The organism is Streptomyces hamibioticus (assembly GCF_047946815.1).
In the GTDB taxonomy this organism is placed as follows: domain Bacteria; phylum Actinomycetota; class Actinomycetes; order Streptomycetales; family Streptomycetaceae; genus Streptomyces.
Map to the genome: position 1 here is coordinate 3,372,407 of NZ_JBKKQY010000001.1, position 21,422 is coordinate 3,393,828.

Here is a 21,422-nt window from a genome sequence, read left to right on the forward strand (position 1 = left end):
GCTTGGGAGCCCCAAGGACGGTTCGCCAGCCGCGATGGCATTCAATCACTTACCGGCAGGCGTGCACGACGCCTTCCTCCCATTGTCCGTCACGCCGGTGACACACTCGATGCCGATGGCCACCAATCACCGACCCGATCGACCCTCGACGGACCCCGCCTCCCGACCGGAACCACGCACGGTACTGGACGGGCTCGCCGCGGGACCGGGCAGGGCGTCGCGCATCACTCATACGGAGCACTTGCCCCCGCGCGAGGGCCGCCATGCCGTCTGGCCCGATCGGATTCGCCCGGAGGTCGTCGCGGCCGTACGGGACGCGGGCATCGGACACCCCTGGGCCCACCAGGCACGCGCCGCCGAGCACGCGCTGGACGGCGACTCGGTGGTCGTCGCCACCGGCACCGCGTCCGGCAAGTCCCTGGCCTACCTGGTGCCCGTCCTGTCCACCCTCGTGGACGGCTCCGAGGCCCCGAACGGCCGTGGCGCCACCGCCCTGTACCTGGCACCGACGAAGGCGCTCGCCGCCGACCAGTGCCGTTCGGTGAAGGAACTTGCACAACCGCTCGGCGCGTCGGTGCGCGCCGCGGTGTACGACGGCGACACGCCGTTCGAGGAACGCGAGTGGATCCGCCAGTACGCCACCTACGTCCTCACCAACCCGGACATGCTGCACCGCGGCATCCTGCCCTCCCACCCCCGCTGGTCCTCCTTCCTGAAGGCGCTGAAGTACGTCGTCATCGACGAGTGCCACACCTACCGCGGCGTCTTCGGCTCCCACGTCGCCCAGGTGCTGCGCCGGCTGCGCCGCCTGTGCGCCCGCTACGGCGCCTCCCCGGTGTTCCTGCTGGCCTCCGCCACCGCCGCCGATCCCGCGGTGGCCGCCCGCCGGCTCACCGGCCTGCCGGTCGTCGAGGTCGCCGACGACGCCTCACCCCGAGGTGAACTGGTGTTCGCCCTCTGGGAGCCGCCGCTGACCGAGCTGGAGGGCGAGAAGGGCGCCCCGGTCCGCCGCACCGCCACCGCCGAGGCCGCCGACCTGCTCACCGACCTCACCGTGCAGGGCATGCGTTCGATCACCTTCGTACGCTCCCGGCGCGGCGCCGAGCTGATCTCGGTGATCGCCCAGGAGCGCCTGGGCGAGGTGGACCGGTCGCTGGCCCGGCGTGTCGCGGCGTACCGCGGCGGCTATCTGCCCGAGGAACGCCGCGCCCTGGAACGCGCCCTCCATTCGGGTGAACTCCTCGGTCTCGCGGCCACCAACGCCCTCGAACTCGGCCTCGACGTCTCCGGCCTGGACGCCGTGGTGATCGCCGGCTACCCGGGCACCCGCGCCTCGCTGTGGCAGCAGGCGGGCCGGGCGGGCCGCTCCGGACAGGGGGCGCTGGCGGTGCTGGTCGCCCGGGACGACCCGCTGGACACCTTCCTCGTCCATCATCCCGAGGCGCTGTTCGGCCAGCCGGTGGAATCCACGGTCCTCGACCCCGACAATCCCTACGTCCTGGCCCCGCATCTGTGCGCGGCGGCGGCCGAGCTGCCGCTGACCGACGAGGACCTGAAGCTCTTCGGGCCCGCCTGCGAGGAACTGCTCCCCCAGCTGGAGGCCGCCAAGCTGCTGCGCCGCCGGACCCGGGCCTGGCACTGGACGCGCCGGGAGCGGGCCGCCGACCTCACCGACATCCGCGGCGAGGGCGGACGACCGGTGCAAGTCGTCGAGGCGGGCACCGGCCGGCTGCTGGGCACGGTGGACGCCGGTGCCGCCCACACGACGGTCCACGAGGGCGCCGTGCACCTGCACCAGGGCCGCACCTATCTGGTGCGCTCCCTCGACCTGGAGGACTCGGTCGCCCTGGTCGAGCAGGCCAGTCCGCCGTACTCGACGGTCGCCCGCGACACCACCTCCATCTCCGTCCTCGAGACCGACATCGAGGTCCCGTGGGGCGACGGACGCCTGTGCTACGGCTCCGTCGAGGTCACCAACCAGGTGGTCTCCTTCCTGCGCCGGCGTCTGATCACCGGCGAAGTGCTGGGCGAGACGAAACTCGACCTCCCTCCCCGTACGCTGCGCACCCGTGCCGTGTGGTGGACCGTCACCGAGGACCAGCTGGACGCCGCCCGGATCAACCCGGAGATCCTCGGCGGTGCCCTGCACGCCGCCGAGCACGCCTCGATCGGCATGCTGCCGCTGTTCGCGACCTGCGACCGCTGGGACATCGGCGGTGTGTCCGTACCGCTGCACCCGGACACCCTGCTGCCGACGGTCTTCGTCTACGACGGTCATCCCGGCGGCGCGGGCTTCGCGGAGCGCGCCTTCCACACGGCCCGCGACTGGCTCGCCGCCACCCGCGAGGCCATCGCGTCCTGCGAGTGCGACGCCGGCTGCCCGTCCTGCATCCAGTCCCCCAAGTGCGGCAACGGCAACGACCCGCTGCACAAGAGGGGGGCGGTGCGGCTGCTCACGGTGCTGCTGGACCAACCGGCGGAGCAACCAGCGGACCAACCGGTGGACCAACCGGTGGACCAACCGGTGGACCAACCGGTGGACCGACGAGCGGAGCCACCGGTGGGCCGACCCGCGCAGGAACCGCCTCCGGCGGGCCCGCCCGCGCCCTGACCTCCGCCGCGAACGGGCCCCGTCCGGACGCCGCCGTCACGTCCGATACCCGGCCGGTGAGCACACACCGCACGAGCCGCGTGCCCTGCGCCCGCGCGATCCGGTCGGCCCGGGAACAGGCCGCCGAGCCGCCCTGCGACCAGTGGTCCGCCGCCGCGAGCGCCGCGAGATCGGCGCCGCCGGCCGCACGGTGCCGTGCCACGACGGCCTGCCCCAGGGCCAGTACGACGCCGAACACGAGGCACAGCACGGCAACGGCACCGACGCTCCAGACGGTGGCAGAGCCCCGGTCGGCCGCCGGCCGGGAACGTCGGTCTACTGCCGACCGGACACGGCGGTGGGCGGCCGACCGGACGGCGCGGGCGGCTGCCGACGGGGCACGGCCGTCGCGCTTCACGAACCCGCCCCCGTCGTGCCCTCCACCGGCGTGCCCTCCACCGGCGCGGCCTCGACCGGCGTCGCCTCCGCCGCCGTGCCCTCCACCGGCGCGGCCTCGACCGACGCCACGGCCTCCTCCCGTACCTCGAACGGGAGCCCGCGCAGTACCGGCGGCTCGGCCACCACGACCACGCGGACCCGGCCCGCCTCCCGGTGGACGGTGACCCGCGCACCGCGCGGTGCCGCTTCCCGGGCGACCGCCTCGACCGCGTCGGCGGTGTCCTGCCGGGCCGCCGCACGGGCGCCCGTCCGGGCCGCGTCCACGCACTGGATCTGCGCGGCCACCACCAGCAGGCACCACACCAACGCCATCGAGAACATCACCAGCACCGGCAGCACCACGGCCGTCTCCGCCGTCACGAACCCCCGGTCGGAGTTCCCGACCGCTCCCCGCTCACATCCGCGCATCGAGCGCCTGCTTCACGATGCCCTGCAACTCCGCGCTGACCGCCCCGCTCGTCAGCACCTTGTAGAGGACGACGGCGAAAGCCACCGCCGCCACGATTCCCATCGCGTACTCCGACGTGACCATCCCCGTGTCCCGCCGCGCCGCACGCAGCCTTGCCCGTACCACCTGCCGCATTACAACCCCCGTAAGGATCAGTCCCGTTGCCTGCCGGGACGCCTGCATCGCCTACTTGTCCACCTGCTGGTTCATCCGCCGGTCCACCCGTCGACCCGCCGTCACCGACCACCCCCGCCCGACATCCCGCCCGGCACCCCGTCCGCCAGGCCGATCACCACCGGCAGGACGCCCACGGCGATGAACGCGGGCAGGAAGCACAGCCCCACCGGCGCGGTGACCATGACGGCCGCCCGCCGGGCCCGGGCCGTCGTGGCCCGCGCCCAGTCGGCGCGTGCCTGGGCGGCGAGCCGCGCGACCGGTCCGGCGGCGGGCAGCCCGGACACGTCCGCCCGTTCCAGCAGCCGAGCCAGGCCTCCGGCGCCCGGCAGCACGGCCAGGGCGTGCCAGGCAGCGCCCGGCTCACCGCCGAGCCGTACCTCGGCGGAGCCACGCGCCAGCGCCTTGCCGACCGGACCACCGAGGGCGTCGCCCACGGCCCGGGCGGCGGCCACCGGCGCGGCACCCGCCGCGATGCAGGCCGCCAGCAGGTCCGCCGCAAGTGGCAGTTCGCGGGCCGCGGCCTCGACCTCGGCGCCCGAAGCAGCCGTGGCGGCGGTCGCACCGCCGGCCGCCTGCCGAAGTCGCCACCAGCGCAGCCCGGCAGCGACGGCTGCCCCCACGAGGACGCCGGCGAAGCCTCCGACCAGCGCCCACCCGGCACACGCCGTGCCCAGCAGCGGCAGCCAACCGCGCACGGCGCCGCGTACATCCACGCCTGGTGCCGCACGCGCCCGTGCCGGGCCCAGCAGGACGGCGAGCCGCCGCCGCGCCCTCCGCCCGCGCCGGGCGTCCCCCAGCAACCGCGCGAGCCACCCGGCGGCCAGCGCCACCCCCAGCGCCACCCCCGCGGCCGTCCCCAGCCTGTGGACAAGTTCCCCGTTCACCCGGCCGCCTCCGCTCCCCGCACGATCCGCGTCACCCAGCACAACCCCAGCGCCTCCAGCACCCCGCCGGCCAGCAGACAGCCCAGCCCCGCCCCGGTGTGCAGCAGCACGCGCAGCGGGTCGGCACCCATGGCGACGCCGAGGAGAAGCCCCAGGAGCGGCAGGCCCGCGAGCATCACCGCCGTGGCGCGGGCGCCCGCCAACTGGGCGTGCAGGTCCAGCCGCTGGTCCCGTTCGGCGCGCAACGCGCCCTCCAGCCGGTCCAGCCCGTCCGCCAGCCCCGCCCCCTGGTCGACGGCCACCCGCCAGCAGGCCGCGAGTCCGCGCAGCCCCTCGGCACCCGGCTCCCGGGCCGCCGCCGCGAGGGCGCCGGGGACGTCACCGCCGAACCGGGCCGCCGCCAGCACCCTGCCTCCGACGTCACCGAGCCCTCCGGACTCCCGCGCCGCCCACAGCAGCGCCTCCCCGGGCTGGCGTCCCGCCCGCACCTCGCCGGCGAGCACCGCACAGAGCGCGATCACCGCCGCCTGCCGGCGTTCCCGCGCGCGCCGCGCCCGTGCGGCCAGCCGGACCCGGCGCAGCACCGGCACCCCGGCCGCACCCGCGAGCGCGGGCACCGGCGAGGCGGTGAGCAGTGCCAGCACCAGGCCGCCCACCAGGGACCACCACTCGGTCCGCAGCCGCCCGCCGGCCCTCCGCAGCCCGTCCGCCACCCAGCGGGCCGCCGGCGGACCGGCCCCGGCCGTCCCGCCGCCCGCCAGCAGCAACCGTGCCCGCCGCGCCCCGGAGTACCAGCCTCCTGCCAGCCAGGCCGCCGCCCCCAGACACGCCACGGCCGCGCCCATCGCCAGATCACTCGTCGCCCCGGCCATTCCCGCCCCCGTGCTCCCGGTCATCGCCGCTCCCCGTCCTCCCGGTCATCCCAGCCCCCGTACTCATCGCCCCGTTCGGGCGTGCCGTCGCCCCGCGCCGCGCATCCACTCCGCAACAGCTCCCGCAGCCGCTCCCAACCCCGCTCGTACGCGAACGCCTCCGTGCCCCAGCGCAGCGCGGGCACCGTCCGCACCAGCCCCGTCGGGTCCCGGTCCAGCACATGGACCTCGGCGATCCGCCGCCGTCCGGCGCGGTCCCGCACCAGGTGCAGGACCACCGACAGCGCCGCCGCCAACTGGCTGTGCAGGGCGGCCCGGTCGAGCCCTGCGGCGGTGCCGAGCGCCTCCAGCCGGGCGGGTACGTCCGCGGCGGCGTTGGCGTGGACCGTCCCGCATCCGCCCTCGTGGCCCGTGTTGAGCGCCGCGAGCAGGTGGACCACCTCGGGCCCGCGCACCTCCCCGACGACCAGCCGGTCCGGCCGCATGCGCAGCGCCTGCCGTACCAGGTCCTCCAGCGTCACCAGGCCCGCGCCCTCCTGGTTGGCGGGTCTGGCCTCCAGTCGGACCACGTGCGGATGGTCGGGCCGCAGCTCCGCCGAGTCCTCGGCGAGCACGATCCGCTCCCCCGGCCCGACGAGCCCGAGCAACGCGCTCAGCAGCGTGGTCTTCCCGCTGCCCGTGCCACCGCTGACGAGGAAGGACAGCCGCGCCCGCACCAGCGCCCGCAGCACCCGGTCGCCGCCCGGCGGCACCGTGCCAGCCGCCACCAGCTCGCCGAGCGTGAACGCGCGCGGTCGCACCACCCGTAGCGACAGGCAGGTGCAGCCGACGGCGACGGGAGGCAGCACCGCGTGCAGCCGCGTGCCGTCGGGCAACCGGGCGTCCGCCCACGGCCGGGCGTCGTCCAGCCGCCGCCCGGCCACGGCGGCGAGGCGTTGCGCCAGCCTCCGTACCGCACCGGCGTCCGTGAAGGACACGGACGTCAGTTCCAGGCCGCCGCCCCGGTCCACCCAGACCCGGTCGGGGGCGGACACCAGTACATCGGTGACGGAGGGGTCACTCAGCAGCGGCTCCAGCGGGCCGCTGCCGACCAGCTCGGACCGCAACCGCCGGGCGGCGCCGAGGATCTCGGCGTCCCCCAGCACCCGTCCCTGTTCCCGCAGGGCCTGCGCCACGCGCGCGGGCGTCGGCTCGCCCCCGCTCTCGGCGAGCCACCGCCGCACACCATCGAGCATCCCGGCATCCAGCACCGCCCCCGCCGCCACGCCGGCCACGGCACGAACCTCAGCGCTCGCCCCCACACCTCCCACGCTCACCCCCACACCCCTCTCCTCGCTCATCACCACACCGCTCTCCGCAATCACCCCCACAGCTCTTGCCGCGCCGGCACCTACGCCTGTGTGCACAGCCACGCCCACGCCCCTCTCCGCATCCGGCACCCCGCCCCTTTCCGCATCCGTCACCGCTCCCACGGCCACGCCAGTCACCGCTCCCACCGCCACACTCCTCACCTCGCTCAGCACGCGCCCGCCTCCCCCTCAGCACCGCCCCCCTTCAGCCCCCGTTCAGCTCCTCACCCGGCCCCCGCCTCCGCCAGCGCCCGCTCCCAGAACTGCCGGCAGAAGCGCGCCAGCGGTCCGCGGCCGGTTCCGCCCGGCGGCTGTTTCGCCTCGGTCGCCCGGAGCAGGCCCGCCTCGACCGGCACCTCGCCGGCCAGCGGCAGCCCGAGCAGCCGGGCCACCTCGCGGTCGTCGAGCCCCGGCGCGTACGGTCCGCGCACGGCGACCCGCAGGTCGCGCAGGACCATGCCGACGGCGGACGCCACCCGGCCGGCCGCGGCGACGGCCCGCAGCTCGGCCGGGACGACGAGAAGACCGAGGTCGAGCTGGGTGAGGATCTCGGCGACCGAGTCGTCGATCCGACGCGGCAGGTCGACGACGACCGTGCCGCCCCGCCGGCGGGCCGCGGCGAGTACCGCGCGGACGGCCCGGGGCGGAACGGCGACGCAGTCGCCGCGGTCCCAGCTGAGCACCCGCAGCGAGTGCAGCTCGGGCAGTGACTCCTCCAGCGCGCCGCCCCCGACCCGCCCGCGTGAGGCGGCGAACGCGGGCCACCGCAGTCCCTCGCTCGTCTCGCCGCCGAGGAGCACGTCGAGCCCGCCGCCCAGCGGATCGGCGTCCACCAGCAGGGTGCGCAGCCCCTCCCGCGCCGAGGTGACGGCGAGTGCGCAGGCCAGCGTGGAGGCACCGGCGCCGCCGCGGCCGCCGATGACGCCGACGGTGAGGGCGGGCCGGCCGACGCCTTCGGCGACGTCGGCGATGCGGTCGACCAGCCACTGCTCGCCGTCGGGCAGCATCAGGACGTGGTCGGCGCCGATCTCGACCGCCCGCTGCCAGACCCCGGAGTCGTCCTGGTCGCGGCCGATCAGGACCACCCCACGTCTGCGGGTGACCCCGCGCAGGTGCCGGGCGGCGTCGTCGCCGACCAGGACGAGCGGCGCCGCCTCCCATCCGCCGCGGCGTTCGGGCACCGTGGGGTACACCTCGGGGGTGGCGCCGGCCGCCGCGCACAGGCGCAGCAGGTCGTCGAGGAGATCGGCGTCCTCGGTGACGATCAGCGGTGCGGTCGGTCGGCCTCCGGCGCGCGGCGGGTCGTGTGTGACGGTTCCGGTCATGGACTGTGTCCCCCTCAGCGGCTTCTCACGCATCTCACGCATCTGGTGCATCTCACGCATCTCATGTGGAGAACCGGCGACCGGTCTCCCCGTGCAGGCCGTTGGAAACCGGCCATGTACGTCGGACAAACAGAACCGGCCGGGAACTCTGCGCGGCCGGGACGCGTGGGAATCACAGTGCAGCGATCCGGGAAATCGTGTGGATCTTGGTCAATAACTGTGGACAACCCGGTGGTTGTGAATATCGCCATCACTCGTACCGGTGACCGCACCCCATGCCTGTGCGACATCCGCAGAGCAGTCCGGCCCAGCATTCACAGAGCAGCACGATGGCTACGCAGAGTAGTAAGTCATGGGCATGCCATATCCATGCCGCCGCCACCGCACCACAGCGCCTCACGGCCCACAGAAACGGAAAAACCCACCCGGACATGCGACGACCCCCGCCGGGGGGGAGAGCGGGGGTCGTCTCCACGGCCGACTCGGGGGGGGAGGAGTCGGACCGGGTTAGCACGGTCGCGAACGATCCGTGACTTCCATGGTGTACCCGAGAGCCCTCTCAGGCAAACCCACGCGCCCCACCTTACGCCGAATGGGCTGCGCCTATGCTCTGGGTCGTGGAAAACCACTCGTTGCCCCGCACAGCGGCCTTCTTTGACCTGGACAAGACGGTCATTGCGAAGTCGAGCACGCTGACGTTCAGCAAGTCGTTCTACCAAGGCGGTCTGATCAACCGCCGGGCCGTCTTGCGTACCGCATATGCCCAGTTCGTCTTCCTCGCGGGCGGTGCCGACCACGACCAGATGGAGCGCATGCGCACGTACCTGTCCGCGCTGTGCCGCGGCTGGAACGTCCAGCAGGTCAAACAGCTCGTCGCCGAGACGCTGCACGACCTGATCGACCCGATCATCTACGACGAGGCGGCCTCCCTCATCGAGGAGCACCACACGGCCGGCCGGGACGTCGTGATCGTCTCCACGTCGGGCGCCGAGGTCGTGGAGCCGATCGGGGAGCTGCTCGGCGCGGACCGCGTGGTGGCGACCCGCATGGTCGTGGGCGACGACGGCTGCTTCACCGGAGACGTGGAGTACTACGCGTACGGCCCGACGAAGGCGGAGGCGATCCGGGAGCTGGCCGCCTCCGAGGGATACGACCTGTCCCGGTGCTACGCCTACAGCGACTCGGCCACCGATCTGCCGATGCTGGAGTCCGTCGGCCATCCGCACGCCGTGAACCCGGATCGGACCCTGCGCCGCGAGGCCCTCGCGCGCAAGTGGCCGATTCTCGACTTCCACCGGCCCGTCCGGCTCAAGCAGCGCATTCCGGCGTTCTCCGTGCCCCCGCGCCCGGCACTGGTCGCCGCCGCCGCGATAGGCGCCGCGGCGGCCACCGCGGGTCTCGTCTGGTACGCCAGCCGGCGCCGGGCGGCGGTGGTCTGACCTGCGTCGACGCCCGACAGAAACCGGCCCTTCGAGCCGTATTTGAACCCGAAAGTAAAGAAGTGCGGGCAGGACTTCCGCTTGCCCGGGTCCAGGAGTACAAAGGAGTCAACGGCCCGCGAGACCAAGGACATCCGAGAGGATCGCCTTAAAACGCACATTGGCCCCACGGACCGAGCATGGACATCGGGCACCCACGCGACGTCGACCCGTCGATTACGGGCCAGCCGCACCAGGTGACGGGCAGAAGTTCCCGACCTGATGGGCATATATCGAGGACGCTTGGTAACTCGATGTGCATGCCAGCGGCGGTACGAGTCCATCCTCGTACCGCCGCATTCTGCGCACAATTCCGGGCACAACCGGCCGCAAAAAAGCCGCCGCAGGACTCAAGACCCCGCTTACGCCGCTCCGCGCTGCAGCGCCTCGCACACCGCCGTCGACTCGCGCGCGCCCAGCCCGACGGCCTTGGCACAGTGTTCGATCCAGGCCGCCATGCCCTGCGGGGTGCCGGAGACATAACCGTCCAGGGCGGCCAGGTACGCCGCCCGGCCCAGCTCCGCGTGGCCGACCTCGGCCGGGCACACCGACTTCGGGTCCAGACCGCTGCCGACCAGCACGATGCGTTCCGCCGCGCGCGCGACCAGGCCGTTGTGGGAGGTGAAGGGGCGCAGCGCGAGGAGTTCGCCGTGCACCACGGCGGCCGTCACGAGGGCCGGCGCGGAACTGCCCGCGACGATCAGCTCGGCCAGGCCCTCCAGCCGGCCGTGCGCCTCCTCGGCGCTCGGCAGCGGCAGCTCGACCAGCGGCTCGTCCACCGGCTCACCCGCATGCCGCGGGCGCCCTACCTCGTCCCCCTGGTCCGCCGACGCGACCAGGTGCAGCCGGGCCAGCACCCGCAGCGGTGACTGCCGCCAGATCGAGAGCAGCTGCCCGGCCTCCGCGGTCAGCCGCAGGGCGGCGCCCATGGTGCGCACCTCGCCCTCGCCGCTGAAGTCGGTACGCCGGCGCACCTCCTCCAGCGCCCAGTCCGCACCGGACAGCGCCGCCGAGCCGCGGGCGCCGCGCAGTGCCGCCTCGGAGGTGATCGCGTTGCTCCGGCGCCGCATGATCCGGTGCCCGTAGACCCGGTCCACGGACTTGCGCACGGATTCCACGGACTCGGCCACGCCGGGCAGTGCACCCAGGGCCGCGAGCGGATCGGCGGTCGCGCCTGTCGTACTCATGAGTACGACAGTACGCACCTTGGGAGCACACCCCACGAAGGAGTGGTCTTCCTCACGCCCGTTTGCCACTTAAAGCTATCGGACCACTACCCTTGGTGAACATGAAAATTGCTTTCGTCGGGAAGGGCGGCAGCGGCAAGACGACGCTGTCCTCCCTGTTCATCCGCCATCTCGCCGCGACCGGCGCCCCCGTCGTCGCCATCGACGCCGACATCAACCAGCACCTGGGCGCCGCCCTCGGCCTCGACGAGGCGGAGGCGGCGGGACTGCCCGCGATGGGTGAGCACCTGCCGCTGATCAAGGACTACCTGCGCGGCGACAACCCGCGCATCGCCTCCGCCGAGACGATGATCAAGACCACGCCGCCCGGCGAGGGCTCGCGGCTGCTGCGCGTGCGCGAGGACAACCCGGTCTACGACGCCTGCGCCCGGCCGGTGGAACTCGACGGCGACACGGTCCGTTTGATGGTCACCGGGCCCTTCACGGAAGCCGACCTGGGAGTCGCCTGCTACCACTCCAAGACGGGAGCGGTGGAGCTGTGCCTCAACCACCTGGTCGACTGCCGTGACGAGTACGTCGTGGTCGACATGACGGCCGGCTCGGACTCGTTCGCCTCCGGCATGTTCACCCGCTTCGACATCACGTTCCTCGTCGCCGAGCCGACCCGGAAGGGGGTCTCCGTCTACCGCCAGTACAGGGAGTACGCCCGGGACTACGGCGTCACCCTCCAGGTGATCGGCAACAAGGTGCAGGGCCAGGACGACCTCGACTTCCTGCGGGCCGAGGTCGGTGACGACCTGCTCGCGACGGTCGGGCACTCGGACTGGGTGCGCGCCATGGAGAAGGGCCGGCCGCCCAGGTTCGCCCTCCTGGAGGACGCCAACCGCCGCGCCCTGCGCCTGCTGCAGACGGCCGTCGACGTGACCTACGGGCAGCGGGACTGGGAGCGGTACACGCAGCAGATGGTGCACTTCCACCTGAAGAACGCCCGCAGCTGGGGCAACGAGCGCACCGGGGCCGACCTCGCGGACCAGGTCGACCCCGGCTTCGTCCTCGGCGAGGAGGTCGCCACCGCCACCCCCGCCTGACGCTACCCCCTGGCCGCCGGCGCCCCGGGCACGCCCTTCGGCGCCGGGGCCGGGTCGGCCGACAGGAAGGACGCCCAGCCCTGCTTCGGCGCCTCGCCGACCTTCAGGGTGCGCAGCTTCTTCAGCACCTCGGGGTCCTGGGCGTCCAGCCAGTCGACGAGTTGCCGGAAGGAGACGCAGCGCACCTCCTCCTTGGTGCACACCTCCTCGACGACCTCTTCGACGGCGCGCATGTACGTGCCGCCGTTCCAGGACTCGAAGTGGTTGCCGATGATCAGCGGAGCGCGGTTGCCGTCGTAGGCGCGGTAGAAGCCCTGGAGCAGGCCGTCGCGCATCTGGTCGCCCCAGAAGTCGTGCTTGGCCGGGTCACCCTGGGTGGTGGTGCCCGACTGGTTGACCATGAAGTTGTAGTCCATGGTGAGCTGCTCGAAGGAGTGCCCGGGGAACGGCACGAGCTGCAGCGACACGTCCCACAGGCCGTGCTTCTTCTTCGGCCAGACCTGGTTGTTCACGCCGCTGCTGTCATAGCGGAAGCCCAGGTCGGCGGCGGCCTTCATGAAGTTCTCCTGGCCCTCCAGGCACGGAGTGCGGGCGCCGATCAGCTCCTTGTCGTAGTCGAAGGGCAGCGGCGCCGCGTTCTTCGTGCCGGTGGTGGTCTTCCAGGTCTTCACAAACCGCTTGGCCTGGGCGATCTCGTCTTTCCAGTCCTCGACCGACCACTCGCCGACCCCCCGGCCCTCACCGCAGAAATGGCCGTTGAAGTGGGTGCCGATCTCGTTCCCCTCCAGCCAGGCCAGGCGCAGCTGCTCGACGGTGTCGGCGATGCCCTCCTCGTCGTTGAAGCCGATGTCGGAACTGCCCGGTGAATGCTGCGGCGGCCGGTACAGGTCCCGCTTCTCTTCCGGCAGCATGTACACGCCGCTCAGGAAGTAGGTCATCGTCGCGTTGTTCTCCTTGGCCACTTTGCGGAAATGGGAGAACAGCTTCTGGCTGTCCTCCCCCGCTCCGTCCCAGGAGAAGACCACGAACTGCGGGGGTTTCTGGCCGGGCTTGAGGCGTTCGGGCTTCGGCAGGTGGGGCTGCGCTCCGGTGTACGCGGTGGAGCCGTCACCGATCAGCCGGATGGCGCTCTTGGGTGCGGGAGCCTGCTTCGCCTTCCGCGGACCCTGCGCCCCTTCCCCGGAGGCGTCCGTGCCGATTCCGCAGCCGGCGAGCGACGCGGCGCAGACCGCGGCGATCGCGGTACCCGCGGCGATCCTGTGGGTGGCGGCCATGTTCCGCCCACCTTCTTCCTTCTCTCGGGCCAACGCTGATGAGAGCGATGTCGGGTGCTGCACCGGGAGGTGCCGTCAGCGCCGCCAAGGTCGCACGGGACCGAGAAGGGATTAGTACGACAAGCCGATCAAACGCACGAATCACTCGTCCGAGCGGGCCGTTACTCCATATGCGTGGAATATCTATGCTCGCCTTTTACTCTGGATTACGATTCGTTTACTGAGCGCATTCCTGATTCGCATTCACGAGCGACTCGCCATGCGTTCATGCATCCCGCCGCTGTACGCCGTGACCCACGGCCGCGACCACCCCCGCCCACGCGGGGACCCCCACGAACCGCGACCGCGCAGCCCCGGAGGAGACGGGAACCATGTCCGCCTGCGTCCCCACCCGTGCCGACGACTCGTCACGGACCAACCGCGTCCACCCGCCACACAGCCCGCCACGCCGCCGCCGCTTCCGGATCGCCGGAGCCGACGCGTCGGCCTCGATCGCGGTCTTCCTGATCGCCCTGCCCCTGTCCCTGGGCATCGCCCTCGCCACCGGCGCGCCCCTCCAGGCCGGCCTCGTCGCCGCCGCGGTGGGCGGAATCGTCGTCGGCCGGCTCGGCGGCTGCCCGCTCCAGGTCAGCGGACCCGCCGCCGGTCTCACGGTGGTGACCGCCGACCTCATCCAGCAGTACGGATGGCGGGCGACCTGCGCCATCACCGTGCTCGCCGGCATCTCCCAACTGGGCCTCGGCTGTCTGCGCGTGGCCCGCACCGCCCTCGCCGTCAGCCCCGCCATCGTGCACGGCATGCTCGCCGGCATCGGGGTCACCATCGCCGTCGCCCAGCTGCACATCGTCCTGGGCGGCACCCCGCAGAGCTCCGTCCCCGACAACCTGCGGGCGCTGCCCGCCCAGCTGGCCGATCTGCATCCGGCCGCCTTGTCGGTGAGCGCGCTGACCCTGGCCCTGTTGCTGCTCTGGCCCCGGATCCCGGGCCGTATCGGGACCGTACTGCGCAAGGTCCCGGCCGCACTCGTCGCCGTGGCCGGGTCCACCGCGGTCGCGGTCGCCGCCGGGCTGCGCCTGCCCAGGGTCGACCTGCCGTCCTGGAGCAACCACGCCCTGGCCGCGCTGCCCGACGGCCCGGTGCTCGGCCTGGTCGCCGCCGTCCTCACCATCACGCTGGTGTGCAGCGTGCAGTCCCTGCTCGGCGCCGTAGCCGTGGACAAGCTGGTGGCCGCCCGCCCGCAGCTGACCGGGCGCGTCGGACGCTCGGACCTCGACCGCGAGCTGCTGGGGCAGGGCGCCGCCAACATCGTCTCGGGTTCCCTCGGCGGACTCCCGATCGCGGGCGTCGCCGTGCGCAGCACCGCGAACGTGAACGCGGGCGCCGTCAGCCGGAACTCCACGATGCTGCACGGCGTTCTCGTAGTGATCGCCACCGCGCTGATGGTCCCGGCCCTGGAGCTCATCCCCCTCGCCTCGCTCGCCGCCCTGGTCATGGCCATCGGCATCACGATGGTGTCCCTGCACCACATCCGCACGGTGACCCGCCACCGCGAAGTGCTGGTGTACGCGGCCACCACGGGCGGCGTGGTGATCACCGGCGTTCTGGAGGGTGTCGCCCTGGGCATCGCCGTGGCCGTCGGCGTCGCCCTGCATCGACTGACCCGCACCCGCATCACGCACGAGGAGAGGGAAGGAGTCCATCACGTACACGTACGAGGCCAGTTGACGTTCCTCGCGGTGCCACGGCTCAGCCGGGCCCTGCATCTCGTGCCCCACGGGGCGGACGTCGTCGTGGAGTTGGACGGTTCCTTCATGGACCACGCGGCGTACGAGACGCTGCAGGACTGGCAGAAGACACACACCGCGCAGGGCGGCTCGGTGGACATCACCGGACGCCGCCCCGGCACGCGCATCTCCGAGCCGGACGAGTCCGGGAACTGCCGCTGCCGCCCCTGGACGGCCTGGCGCAACCACCAGTGCGAACGCCCGCAGTCCCCGCCCCCGCCCGGCGACCGGCGAAACGAGCCCGGGGCGGTCAACGGGTACGAACTGACGCGCGGGATCAGCGCGTTCCAGCGCAACACCGCGCCGCTGGTCCGCGGGGAGCTGTCCCGGCTGGCGCGCGAGGGGCAGCGGCCCTCGCAGCTGTTCCTGACCTGCGCCGACTCCCGGCTGGTCACCTCGATGATCACCTCCAGTGGTCCCGGTGACCTGTTCGTGGTGCGGAACGTCGGCAACCTGGTGCCCCTGCCCGGTGAGGAGAGCGGCGACGACTCGGTGGCCGCGGCGATCGAGTACGCGGTGGACGTACTGAAGGTGCGGTCCATCACGGTGTGCGGGCACTCCGGTTGCGGAGCCATGCAGACGCTGCTCAACACCGATCCCTCGGGGGCGCGGACGCCGCTCAAGCGGTGGTTGCGGCACGCGCTGCCGAGCCTGGAGCGTCTGACCCGCGACGACGGCTCCTGGGCCCGGCTGGCCGGGCGCCGGCCCGCCGACGCCGTCGAGCAGCTGTGCCTGACCAACGTGGTCCAGCAACTGGAACACCTGCGCGCCCATGACGCGGTGGCGCGGGCCCTGCGGGACGGCGAGCTGGAACTGCACGGCATGTACTTCCACGTGGGCGAGGCCCAGGCGTACCTGCTGAGGCAGGAGGAGGGCGACGGAGTGTTCGCCCTCGTCCGGGACCCCGACGAGCCCGACGAGCCCGAGGTGACCGAGGTGGCCGACGAACCCGAGGTGGCCGGCGAACCCGACGCGGCCGACCGGGCGAGCACCCGGGACCCGTCCCCCGCATCGGACCGGGCCGAGGAGGGCGAGCAGCCCGCCGGGGCCGGCCGGCCCGCCTGACGGCCGGAGGTACCGGCCTGCCGACGGCGGACGGGAAGTGAACTCGAGGCGCCCGGCGTCCGTGGGTACGTGTGACCCCACGGCGCCGGGCAGCCGCAAGCGAGCCCCCGCCGCGAACAGGTCTACACCAATTTCCGGTCGGCCCTTGTCATCGGACCATCCGGTCTGATGAGCTGTGGCCTGGGACACAACGGACACCCTGGGAAAGGGAGATGTCGTGAGCAACGAGAGCCTGGCCAACCTGCTCCGCGAAGAGCGCAGGTTCGCGCCCCCCGCCGACCTGGCCGCGAACGCCAATGTCACGGCGGAGGCGTACGAACAGGCCAAGGCTGACAGGCTCGGCTTCTGGGCCGAGCAGGCCCGTCGGCTGACCTGGGCGAAGGAGCCGACCGAGACGCTCGACTGGTCCAACCCGCCGTTCGCCAAGTGGTTCAAGGACGGCGAACTCAACGTCGCGTACAACTGCGTGGACCGGCACGTCGAGGCGGGGCACGGCGACCGGGTCGCCATCCACTTCGAGGGCGAGCCCGGCGACAGCCGCGCGATCACCTACGCCCAGCTCAAGGACGAGGTGAGCAAGGCCGCCAACGCCCTGCTGGAGCTGGGGGTGCGCAAGGGCGACCGGGTCGCCGTCTACATGCCGATGATCCCGGAGACGGCGATCGCGATGCTGGCCTGCGCCCGGATCGGCGCCGCGCACTCGGTGGTCTTCGGCGGTTTCTCCTCGGACGCGCTCGCGACCCGCATCCAGGACGCCGACGCACGGGTCGTCATCACCGCCGACGGCGGCTACCGGCGCGGCAAGCCGTCCGCGCTCAAGCCGGCCGTCGACGAGGCGGTCGAGCGCGCGGGCAACGTCGAGCACGTGCTCGTGGTCCGCCGGACCGGCCAGGACGTCGCCTGGGACGACACCCGCGACACCTGGTGGCACGACCTCGTGGACCGCCAGCCGGCCGAGCACACGCCGGAGGCGTTCGAGGCCGAGCACCCGCTGTTCATCCTGTACACGTCCGGCACGACGGGGAAGCCGAAGGGCATCCTGCACACCTCCGGCGGCTACCTCACGCAGACGGCGTACACCCACTGGGCGGTCTTCGACCTCAAGCCGGAGACCGACGTCTACTGGTGCACCGCCGACGTCGGCTGGGTGACGGGGCACTCGTACATCGTGTACGGCCCGCTGGCCAACGGCGCGACGCAGGTCATGTACGAGGGCACGCCCGACACCCCGCACCAGGGCCGCTTCTGGGAGATCGTCCAGAAGTACAAGGTCTCGATCCTCTACACCGCGCCCACGGCGATCCGGACGTTCATGAAGTGGGGCGACGACATCCCCGCCAAGTTCGACCTGAGCAGCCTGCGCGTCCTCGGGTCGGTCGGTGAGCCGATCAACCCGGAGGCCTGGGTCTGGTACCGCAAGAACATCGGCGCGGACACCACGCCCGTCGTCGACACCTGGTGGCAGACCGAGACCGGCGCGATGATGATCACGCCGCTGCCGGGGGTGACGGAGGCCAAGCCCGGCTCCGCACAGCGCGCGCTGCCCGGCATCTCCGCGACGGTCGTCGACGACGAGGCGAACGAGGTGCCGAACGGCGGCGGTGGCTACCTGGTCCTCACCGAGCCGTGGCCGTCGATGCTGCGCACGATCTGGGGCGACGACCAGCGGTTCATCGACACGTACTGGTCGCGCTTCGAGGGCAAGTACTTCGCCGGTGACGGCGCCAAGAAGGACGACGACGGCGACATCTGGCTGCTCGGCCGGGTCGACGACGTGATGCTGGTCTCCGGGCACAACATCTCCACCACCGAGGTCGAGTCCGCACTGGTCTCCCACCCCTCGGTCGCCGAGGCGGCCGTGGTGGGCGCCGCGGACGAGACGACCGGCCAGGCCATCGTGGCGTTCGTGATCCTGCGCGGTACGGCCTCGGAGACCGAGCACCTGGTCGCCGACCTGCGCAACCACGTCGGCGCCGCCCTCGGCCCGATCGCCAAGCCCAAGCGGATCCTGCCGGTGGCGGAGCTGCCGAAGACCCGTTCGGGCAAGATCATGCGCCGTCTGCTGCGGGACGTGGCGGAGAACCGCCAGCTCGGTGACGTCACCACGCTGACCGACTCCACGGTCATGGACCTCATCCAGGCCAAGCTCCCGGCGGCGCCGAGCGAGGACTGATCGCCCGGACGCACCGGGAGGAATGAAACACCTGCTCACAGGGCACCCGACAGAACGCGTCGGGTGCCCTGCGCCGTGTGCGGACCATATGCCAGAAAGATCATCCGGCTGGCCGCGCGCACATTAGGTAAGCTAAGGACCGCGAAAAAGAGACAACGAGAACCTCATGGTGCGCCGGGAAGTCTGGTCGGCATGTACTTCGTGCTGCCCGACTACCGGAGGTCTCCCTAGTGACCGCGCCCCGCCCCACCTCCCGCAAGCTCTTCGGACGCCTCTCGCTGCCCGAGCGGAACTTCGTCGCGGAGGCGCTGCGCACCGAGACCGTCGGCGGTGTCCTGCTGCTGATCGCCGCGGTCACCGCGCTGGTCTGGGCGAACATACCGGCGATCCAGGACAGCTACGAGAGCGTCAGCCACTTCCACTTCGGCCCCGGAACGCTCGGCCTGGACCTGTCGGTCGCGCACTGGGCCGCCGACGGACTCCTCGCGATCTTCTTCTTCGTCGCCGGTATCGAGCTCAAGCGCGAACTGGTCGCCGGTGACCTGCGCGACCCGAAGGCCGCCGCGCTGCCCGTGGTGGCGGCGCTGTGCGGAATGGCCATACCGGCGCTCGTCTACACCTTCACCGCCGTCTCCGGCGGTGGCTCGCTGGCCGGCTGGGCCGTGCCCACCGCCACCGACATCGCGTTCGCCCTGGCCGTGCTCGCGGTCATCGGCACCTCCCTGCCGAGCGCGATGCGCGCCTTCCTGCTGACGCTCGCCGTCGTCGACGACCTCTTCGCGATCCTGATCATCGCGGTCTTCTTCACCGACTCGCTGAACTTCGCCGCGCTCGGCGGCGCCGTCGTCGGCCTCGCGGTCTTCTGGATGCTGCTGCGCAAGGGGGTGCGCGGCTGGTACGTGTACATCCCGCTCGCCGTGGTCATCTGGGGGCTGATGTACAACAGCGGCATCCACGCCACGATCGCCGGTGTCGCGATGGGTCTGATGCTGCGCTGCCACCGCCGCGAGAGCGAGGAGCACTCCCCCGGCGAGCACATCGAGCACCTCGTGCGCCCCGTGTCGGCGGGGCTGGCCGTGCCGCTGTTCGCGCTGTTCAGCGCGGGAGTCTCGGTTACCGGCGAGGCGCTCGGCGACGTGTTCACCAAGCCGGAGACCCTCGGTGTCGTCCTCGGACTCGTCCTCGGCAAGACGTTCGGCATCTTCGGCGGCACCTGGCTGACGGCCCGCTTCACCAAGGCGTCGCTCAGCGACGACCTGGCCTGGTCCGACGTGTTCGCGGTGGCCACCCTGGCCGGCATCGGCTTCACCGTGTCGCTGCTCATCGGCGAGCTGGCCTTCGAGGGCGACGCGGCGATGACCGAGGAGATCAAGGCCGCGGTGCTGTGCGGTTCCCTGATCGCGGCACTCCTGGCCACGGTGCTGCTGAAGATACGCAACGCCCAGTACCGCAAGATGATCGCGGACGAGGAGCGCGACGAGGACCTCAGCGGCATCCCGGACGTCTACGAGGAGGACGACCCGGCGTACCACCTGCGCATGGCCGCGATCCACGAGCGCAAGGCCGCCGAGCACCGCAGGATCGCCCGGGAGAAGACCGAGGAGCGGCACGGGCTTGCCGAAGTGGGCGGCGGGGCAGGCGATGAGGGCGACGGTCCGGCATGATCTGACGAGACGGTACAAAAGACGGAACCGTCCGCCGTCGGACACCGCACGGCCGACGACCGTCGACCCAACCGTACGCAGACAAGCCAGCAGAAGAGGGAGACCGCGATGAGCGCACCCGACGGCAGCCCGGTCGGCACCGAACGCAGCATCGGCCAGCTGTTCGCCTCGGCGAGCACCGACTTGTCGGCGCTGGTGCACGACGAGATCGCGCTGGCGAAGGCGCAGCTCAGGCAGGACGTCAAGCGCGGCGCGGTCAGCGGTGGCGCGGTCTCGGCGGCGGCCGTGATCCTGCTGTTCTCGCTGCCGATGCTGAACTTCGCGCTGGCCTACGGCATCCGCACCTGGAGCGACTGGAACCTCGCCGTCTGCTTCCTGCTGTCCTTCGCGGCGAACGTGCTGATCGCGGGCCTCCTCGCGCTGATCGGCCTCGTCTTCGCGAAGAAGGCCAAGAAGGGCCGCGGCCCGCAGAAAGTGGCCGCCTCGATGAAGCAGTCGGCCGGCGTGCTCCAGAAGGCCAAGCCGCACCCGCGGCCCGAGCGTCCCGAGCTGCCGCAGGACCGTGCACCCGAGGCCATCGAGGCTGTGGCACGCTCGTCCTCATGACGGATCCCGCCACACCTTGGGCACAGCCCGCCTCGGTCGTACGGCTCGACGTCCCCGGCGGGCGCGAGGTGACCCACCGGGACGTGGCCGCCAACGGCGCCCGCTTCCACATCGCCGAGCTGGGCGACGGGCCGCTCGTGCTGCTGCTGCACGGCTTCCCGCAGTTCTGGTGGACCTGGCGGCACCAGCTGGTGGCGCTCGCCGACGCGGGCTTCCGCGCGGTCGCCATGGACCTGCGCGGCGTCGGCGGCAGCGACCGCACCCCGCGCGGCTACGACCCGGCCGGGCTCGCCCTCGACGTCACCGGTGTGATCCGCTCCCTGGGCGAACCGGACGCCGCGCTGGTCGGGCACGACCTCGGCGGCTACCTGGCGTGGACGGCCGCCGCGATGCGCCCCAAGCTCGTACGGCGCCTCGCGGTGGTGTCGATGCCGCACCCGCGGCGCTGGCGCTCGGCGATGCTCTCCGACGTCAGGCAGAGCCGGGCCGGCTCCCACATCTGGGGGTTCCAGCGCCCGTGGATCCCGGAGCGGCGGCTCACCGCGGACGACGGCGCGCTCGTGGGAGAGCTGATCCGCGAGTGGTCGGGGCCGCGCCCGGTGGAGGACGAGACGGTGCAGGCGTACCGGCGGGCCATGTGCATCCCGTCCACGGCGCACTGCTCGGTCGAGCCGTACCGGTGGCTGGTGCGGTCGCTTGCCCGTCCCGACGGTGTCCAGTTCTACCGCCGCATGAAGCGGCCCGTCCGGGTGCCGACGCTGCATCTGCACGGCTCGCTCGACCCGGTGATGCGCACGCGCAGCGCGGCCGGCTCCGGGGAGTACGTCGAAGCTCCGTACCGCTGGCGCCTGTTCGACGGGCTCGGGCACTTCCCCCATGAGGAGGACCCGGTCGCGTTCTCGTCGGAGCTCATCAACTGGCTGAAGGACCCCGAACCCGATCGGTGACGGACCGGACGCGCCCGTGCGCGTACCGGAACGCTTGTCCTATGAACGGCCA

16 protein-coding genes and 1 pseudogene are annotated in these 21,422 nt (G+C 72.3%); 8 read left to right on the forward strand and 9 right to left on the reverse strand.

Annotated features, from left to right (window positions below; genetic code table 11):
- The first annotated feature begins 34 nt into the window (after window positions 1-34).
- Window positions 35-2,611, forward strand: coding sequence for a DEAD/DEAH box helicase (locus ACLGIH_RS15115; protein ID WP_416525768.1), 2,577 nt, complete (start codon window positions 35-37; stop codon window positions 2,609-2,611).
- Here ACLGIH_RS15115 and ACLGIH_RS15120 read toward each other — a convergent pair.
- The 7 genes and pseudogenes from ACLGIH_RS15120 to ssd all read right to left on the reverse strand — a co-directional run.
- Window positions 2,550-3,008 (reverse strand): annotated as a pseudogene (locus tag ACLGIH_RS15120) (Rv3654c family TadE-like protein); the annotation flags it as partial. The gene ACLGIH_RS15115 and the pseudogene ACLGIH_RS15120 sit on opposite strands and share 62 nt — an antisense overlap.
- Window positions 3,005-3,457, reverse strand: a complete 453-nt coding sequence (locus ACLGIH_RS15125) for a TadE family type IV pilus minor pilin (protein ID WP_416525769.1) — start codon at window positions 3,455-3,457, stop codon at window positions 3,005-3,007. The gene ACLGIH_RS15125 and the pseudogene ACLGIH_RS15120, both read right to left, overlap by 4 nt.
- Window positions 3,444-3,632, reverse strand: coding sequence for a DUF4244 domain-containing protein (locus tag ACLGIH_RS15130; protein ID WP_416525770.1), 189 nt, complete (start codon window positions 3,630-3,632; stop codon window positions 3,444-3,446). Before ACLGIH_RS15130 ends, ACLGIH_RS15125 begins: the two co-directional genes overlap by 14 nt.
- A gap of 101 nt (window positions 3,633-3,733) precedes the next feature.
- Window positions 3,734-4,558 carry a type II secretion system F family protein gene (locus ACLGIH_RS15135; protein WP_416525771.1) on the reverse strand — a complete coding sequence of 275 codons (825 nt, stop codon included), beginning with the start codon at window positions 4,556-4,558 and terminating at the stop codon, window positions 3,734-3,736.
- On the reverse strand, window positions 4,555-5,454 hold the full coding sequence (locus ACLGIH_RS15140; protein ID WP_416525772.1) for a type II secretion system F family protein: 900 nt from the start codon (window positions 5,452-5,454) through the stop codon (window positions 4,555-4,557). The genes ACLGIH_RS15135 and ACLGIH_RS15140 overlap by 4 nt, the downstream gene beginning before the upstream one ends.
- The gene (locus ACLGIH_RS15145) at window positions 5,451-6,665 is read right to left on the reverse strand and encodes a TadA family conjugal transfer-associated ATPase (RefSeq protein WP_416529390.1); all 1,215 of its coding nucleotides are present in this window, start codon (window positions 6,663-6,665) and stop codon (window positions 5,451-5,453) included. Before ACLGIH_RS15145 ends, ACLGIH_RS15140 begins: the two co-directional genes overlap by 4 nt.
- A gap of 338 nt (window positions 6,666-7,003) precedes the next feature.
- Window positions 7,004-8,104 carry a septum site-determining protein Ssd gene (ssd, locus tag ACLGIH_RS15150; protein WP_416525773.1) on the reverse strand — a complete coding sequence of 367 codons (1,101 nt, stop codon included), beginning with the start codon at window positions 8,102-8,104 and terminating at the stop codon, window positions 7,004-7,006.
- A 605-nt stretch (window positions 8,105-8,709) separates the two neighbouring features.
- Here ssd and ACLGIH_RS15155 point away from each other — a divergent pair.
- Window positions 8,710-9,543, forward strand: coding sequence for an HAD family hydrolase (locus ACLGIH_RS15155; protein ID WP_416525774.1), 834 nt, complete (start codon window positions 8,710-8,712; stop codon window positions 9,541-9,543).
- A 401-nt stretch (window positions 9,544-9,944) separates the two neighbouring features.
- Here ACLGIH_RS15155 and ACLGIH_RS15160 read toward each other — a convergent pair whose 3' ends face one another.
- Complete coding sequence (locus ACLGIH_RS15160) at window positions 9,945-10,769, reverse strand: Fic family protein (RefSeq protein ID WP_416525775.1); 825 nt, start codon at window positions 10,767-10,769, stop codon at window positions 9,945-9,947.
- A 101-nt stretch (window positions 10,770-10,870) separates the two neighbouring features.
- Between ACLGIH_RS15160 and ACLGIH_RS15165 the strand changes: the two genes are divergently transcribed.
- On the forward strand, window positions 10,871-11,857 hold the full coding sequence (locus ACLGIH_RS15165) for an ATP-binding protein (protein ID WP_416525776.1): 987 nt from the start codon (window positions 10,871-10,873) through the stop codon (window positions 11,855-11,857).
- A gap of 2 nt (window positions 11,858-11,859) precedes the next feature.
- On the opposite strand, the gene ACLGIH_RS15170 is transcribed toward ACLGIH_RS15165, so the two are convergent.
- Window positions 11,860-13,131, reverse strand: a complete 1,272-nt coding sequence (locus ACLGIH_RS15170; protein WP_416525777.1) for a polysaccharide deacetylase family protein — start codon at window positions 13,129-13,131, stop codon at window positions 11,860-11,862.
- A gap of 371 nt (window positions 13,132-13,502) precedes the next feature.
- Here ACLGIH_RS15170 and ACLGIH_RS15175 point away from each other — a divergent pair, with 371 nt between their 5' ends.
- From ACLGIH_RS15175 to ACLGIH_RS15195, 5 genes are all read left to right on the forward strand, one after another.
- Window positions 13,503-15,980, forward strand: coding sequence for a bifunctional SulP family inorganic anion transporter/carbonic anhydrase (locus ACLGIH_RS15175; RefSeq protein ID WP_416525778.1), 2,478 nt, complete (start codon window positions 13,503-13,505; stop codon window positions 15,978-15,980).
- A gap of 217 nt (window positions 15,981-16,197) precedes the next feature.
- Window positions 16,198-18,153: an acetate--CoA ligase gene (gene acs, locus ACLGIH_RS15180; protein ID WP_416525779.1), complete on the forward strand. Its 1,956-nt coding sequence runs from the start codon at window positions 16,198-16,200 to the stop codon at window positions 18,151-18,153.
- 230 nt (window positions 18,154-18,383) lie between these two features.
- On the forward strand, window positions 18,384-19,817 hold the full coding sequence (nhaA, locus tag ACLGIH_RS15185) for a Na+/H+ antiporter NhaA (RefSeq protein ID WP_416525780.1): 1,434 nt from the start codon (window positions 18,384-18,386) through the stop codon (window positions 19,815-19,817).
- A 108-nt stretch (window positions 19,818-19,925) separates the two neighbouring features.
- On the forward strand, window positions 19,926-20,423 hold the full coding sequence (locus tag ACLGIH_RS15190; protein ID WP_416525781.1) for a phage holin family protein: 498 nt from the start codon (window positions 19,926-19,928) through the stop codon (window positions 20,421-20,423).
- Complete coding sequence (locus ACLGIH_RS15195) at window positions 20,420-21,370, forward strand: alpha/beta fold hydrolase (protein ID WP_416525782.1); 951 nt, start codon at window positions 20,420-20,422, stop codon at window positions 21,368-21,370. Before ACLGIH_RS15190 ends, ACLGIH_RS15195 begins: the two co-directional genes overlap by 4 nt.
- Window positions 21,371-21,422 lie beyond the last annotated feature (52 nt).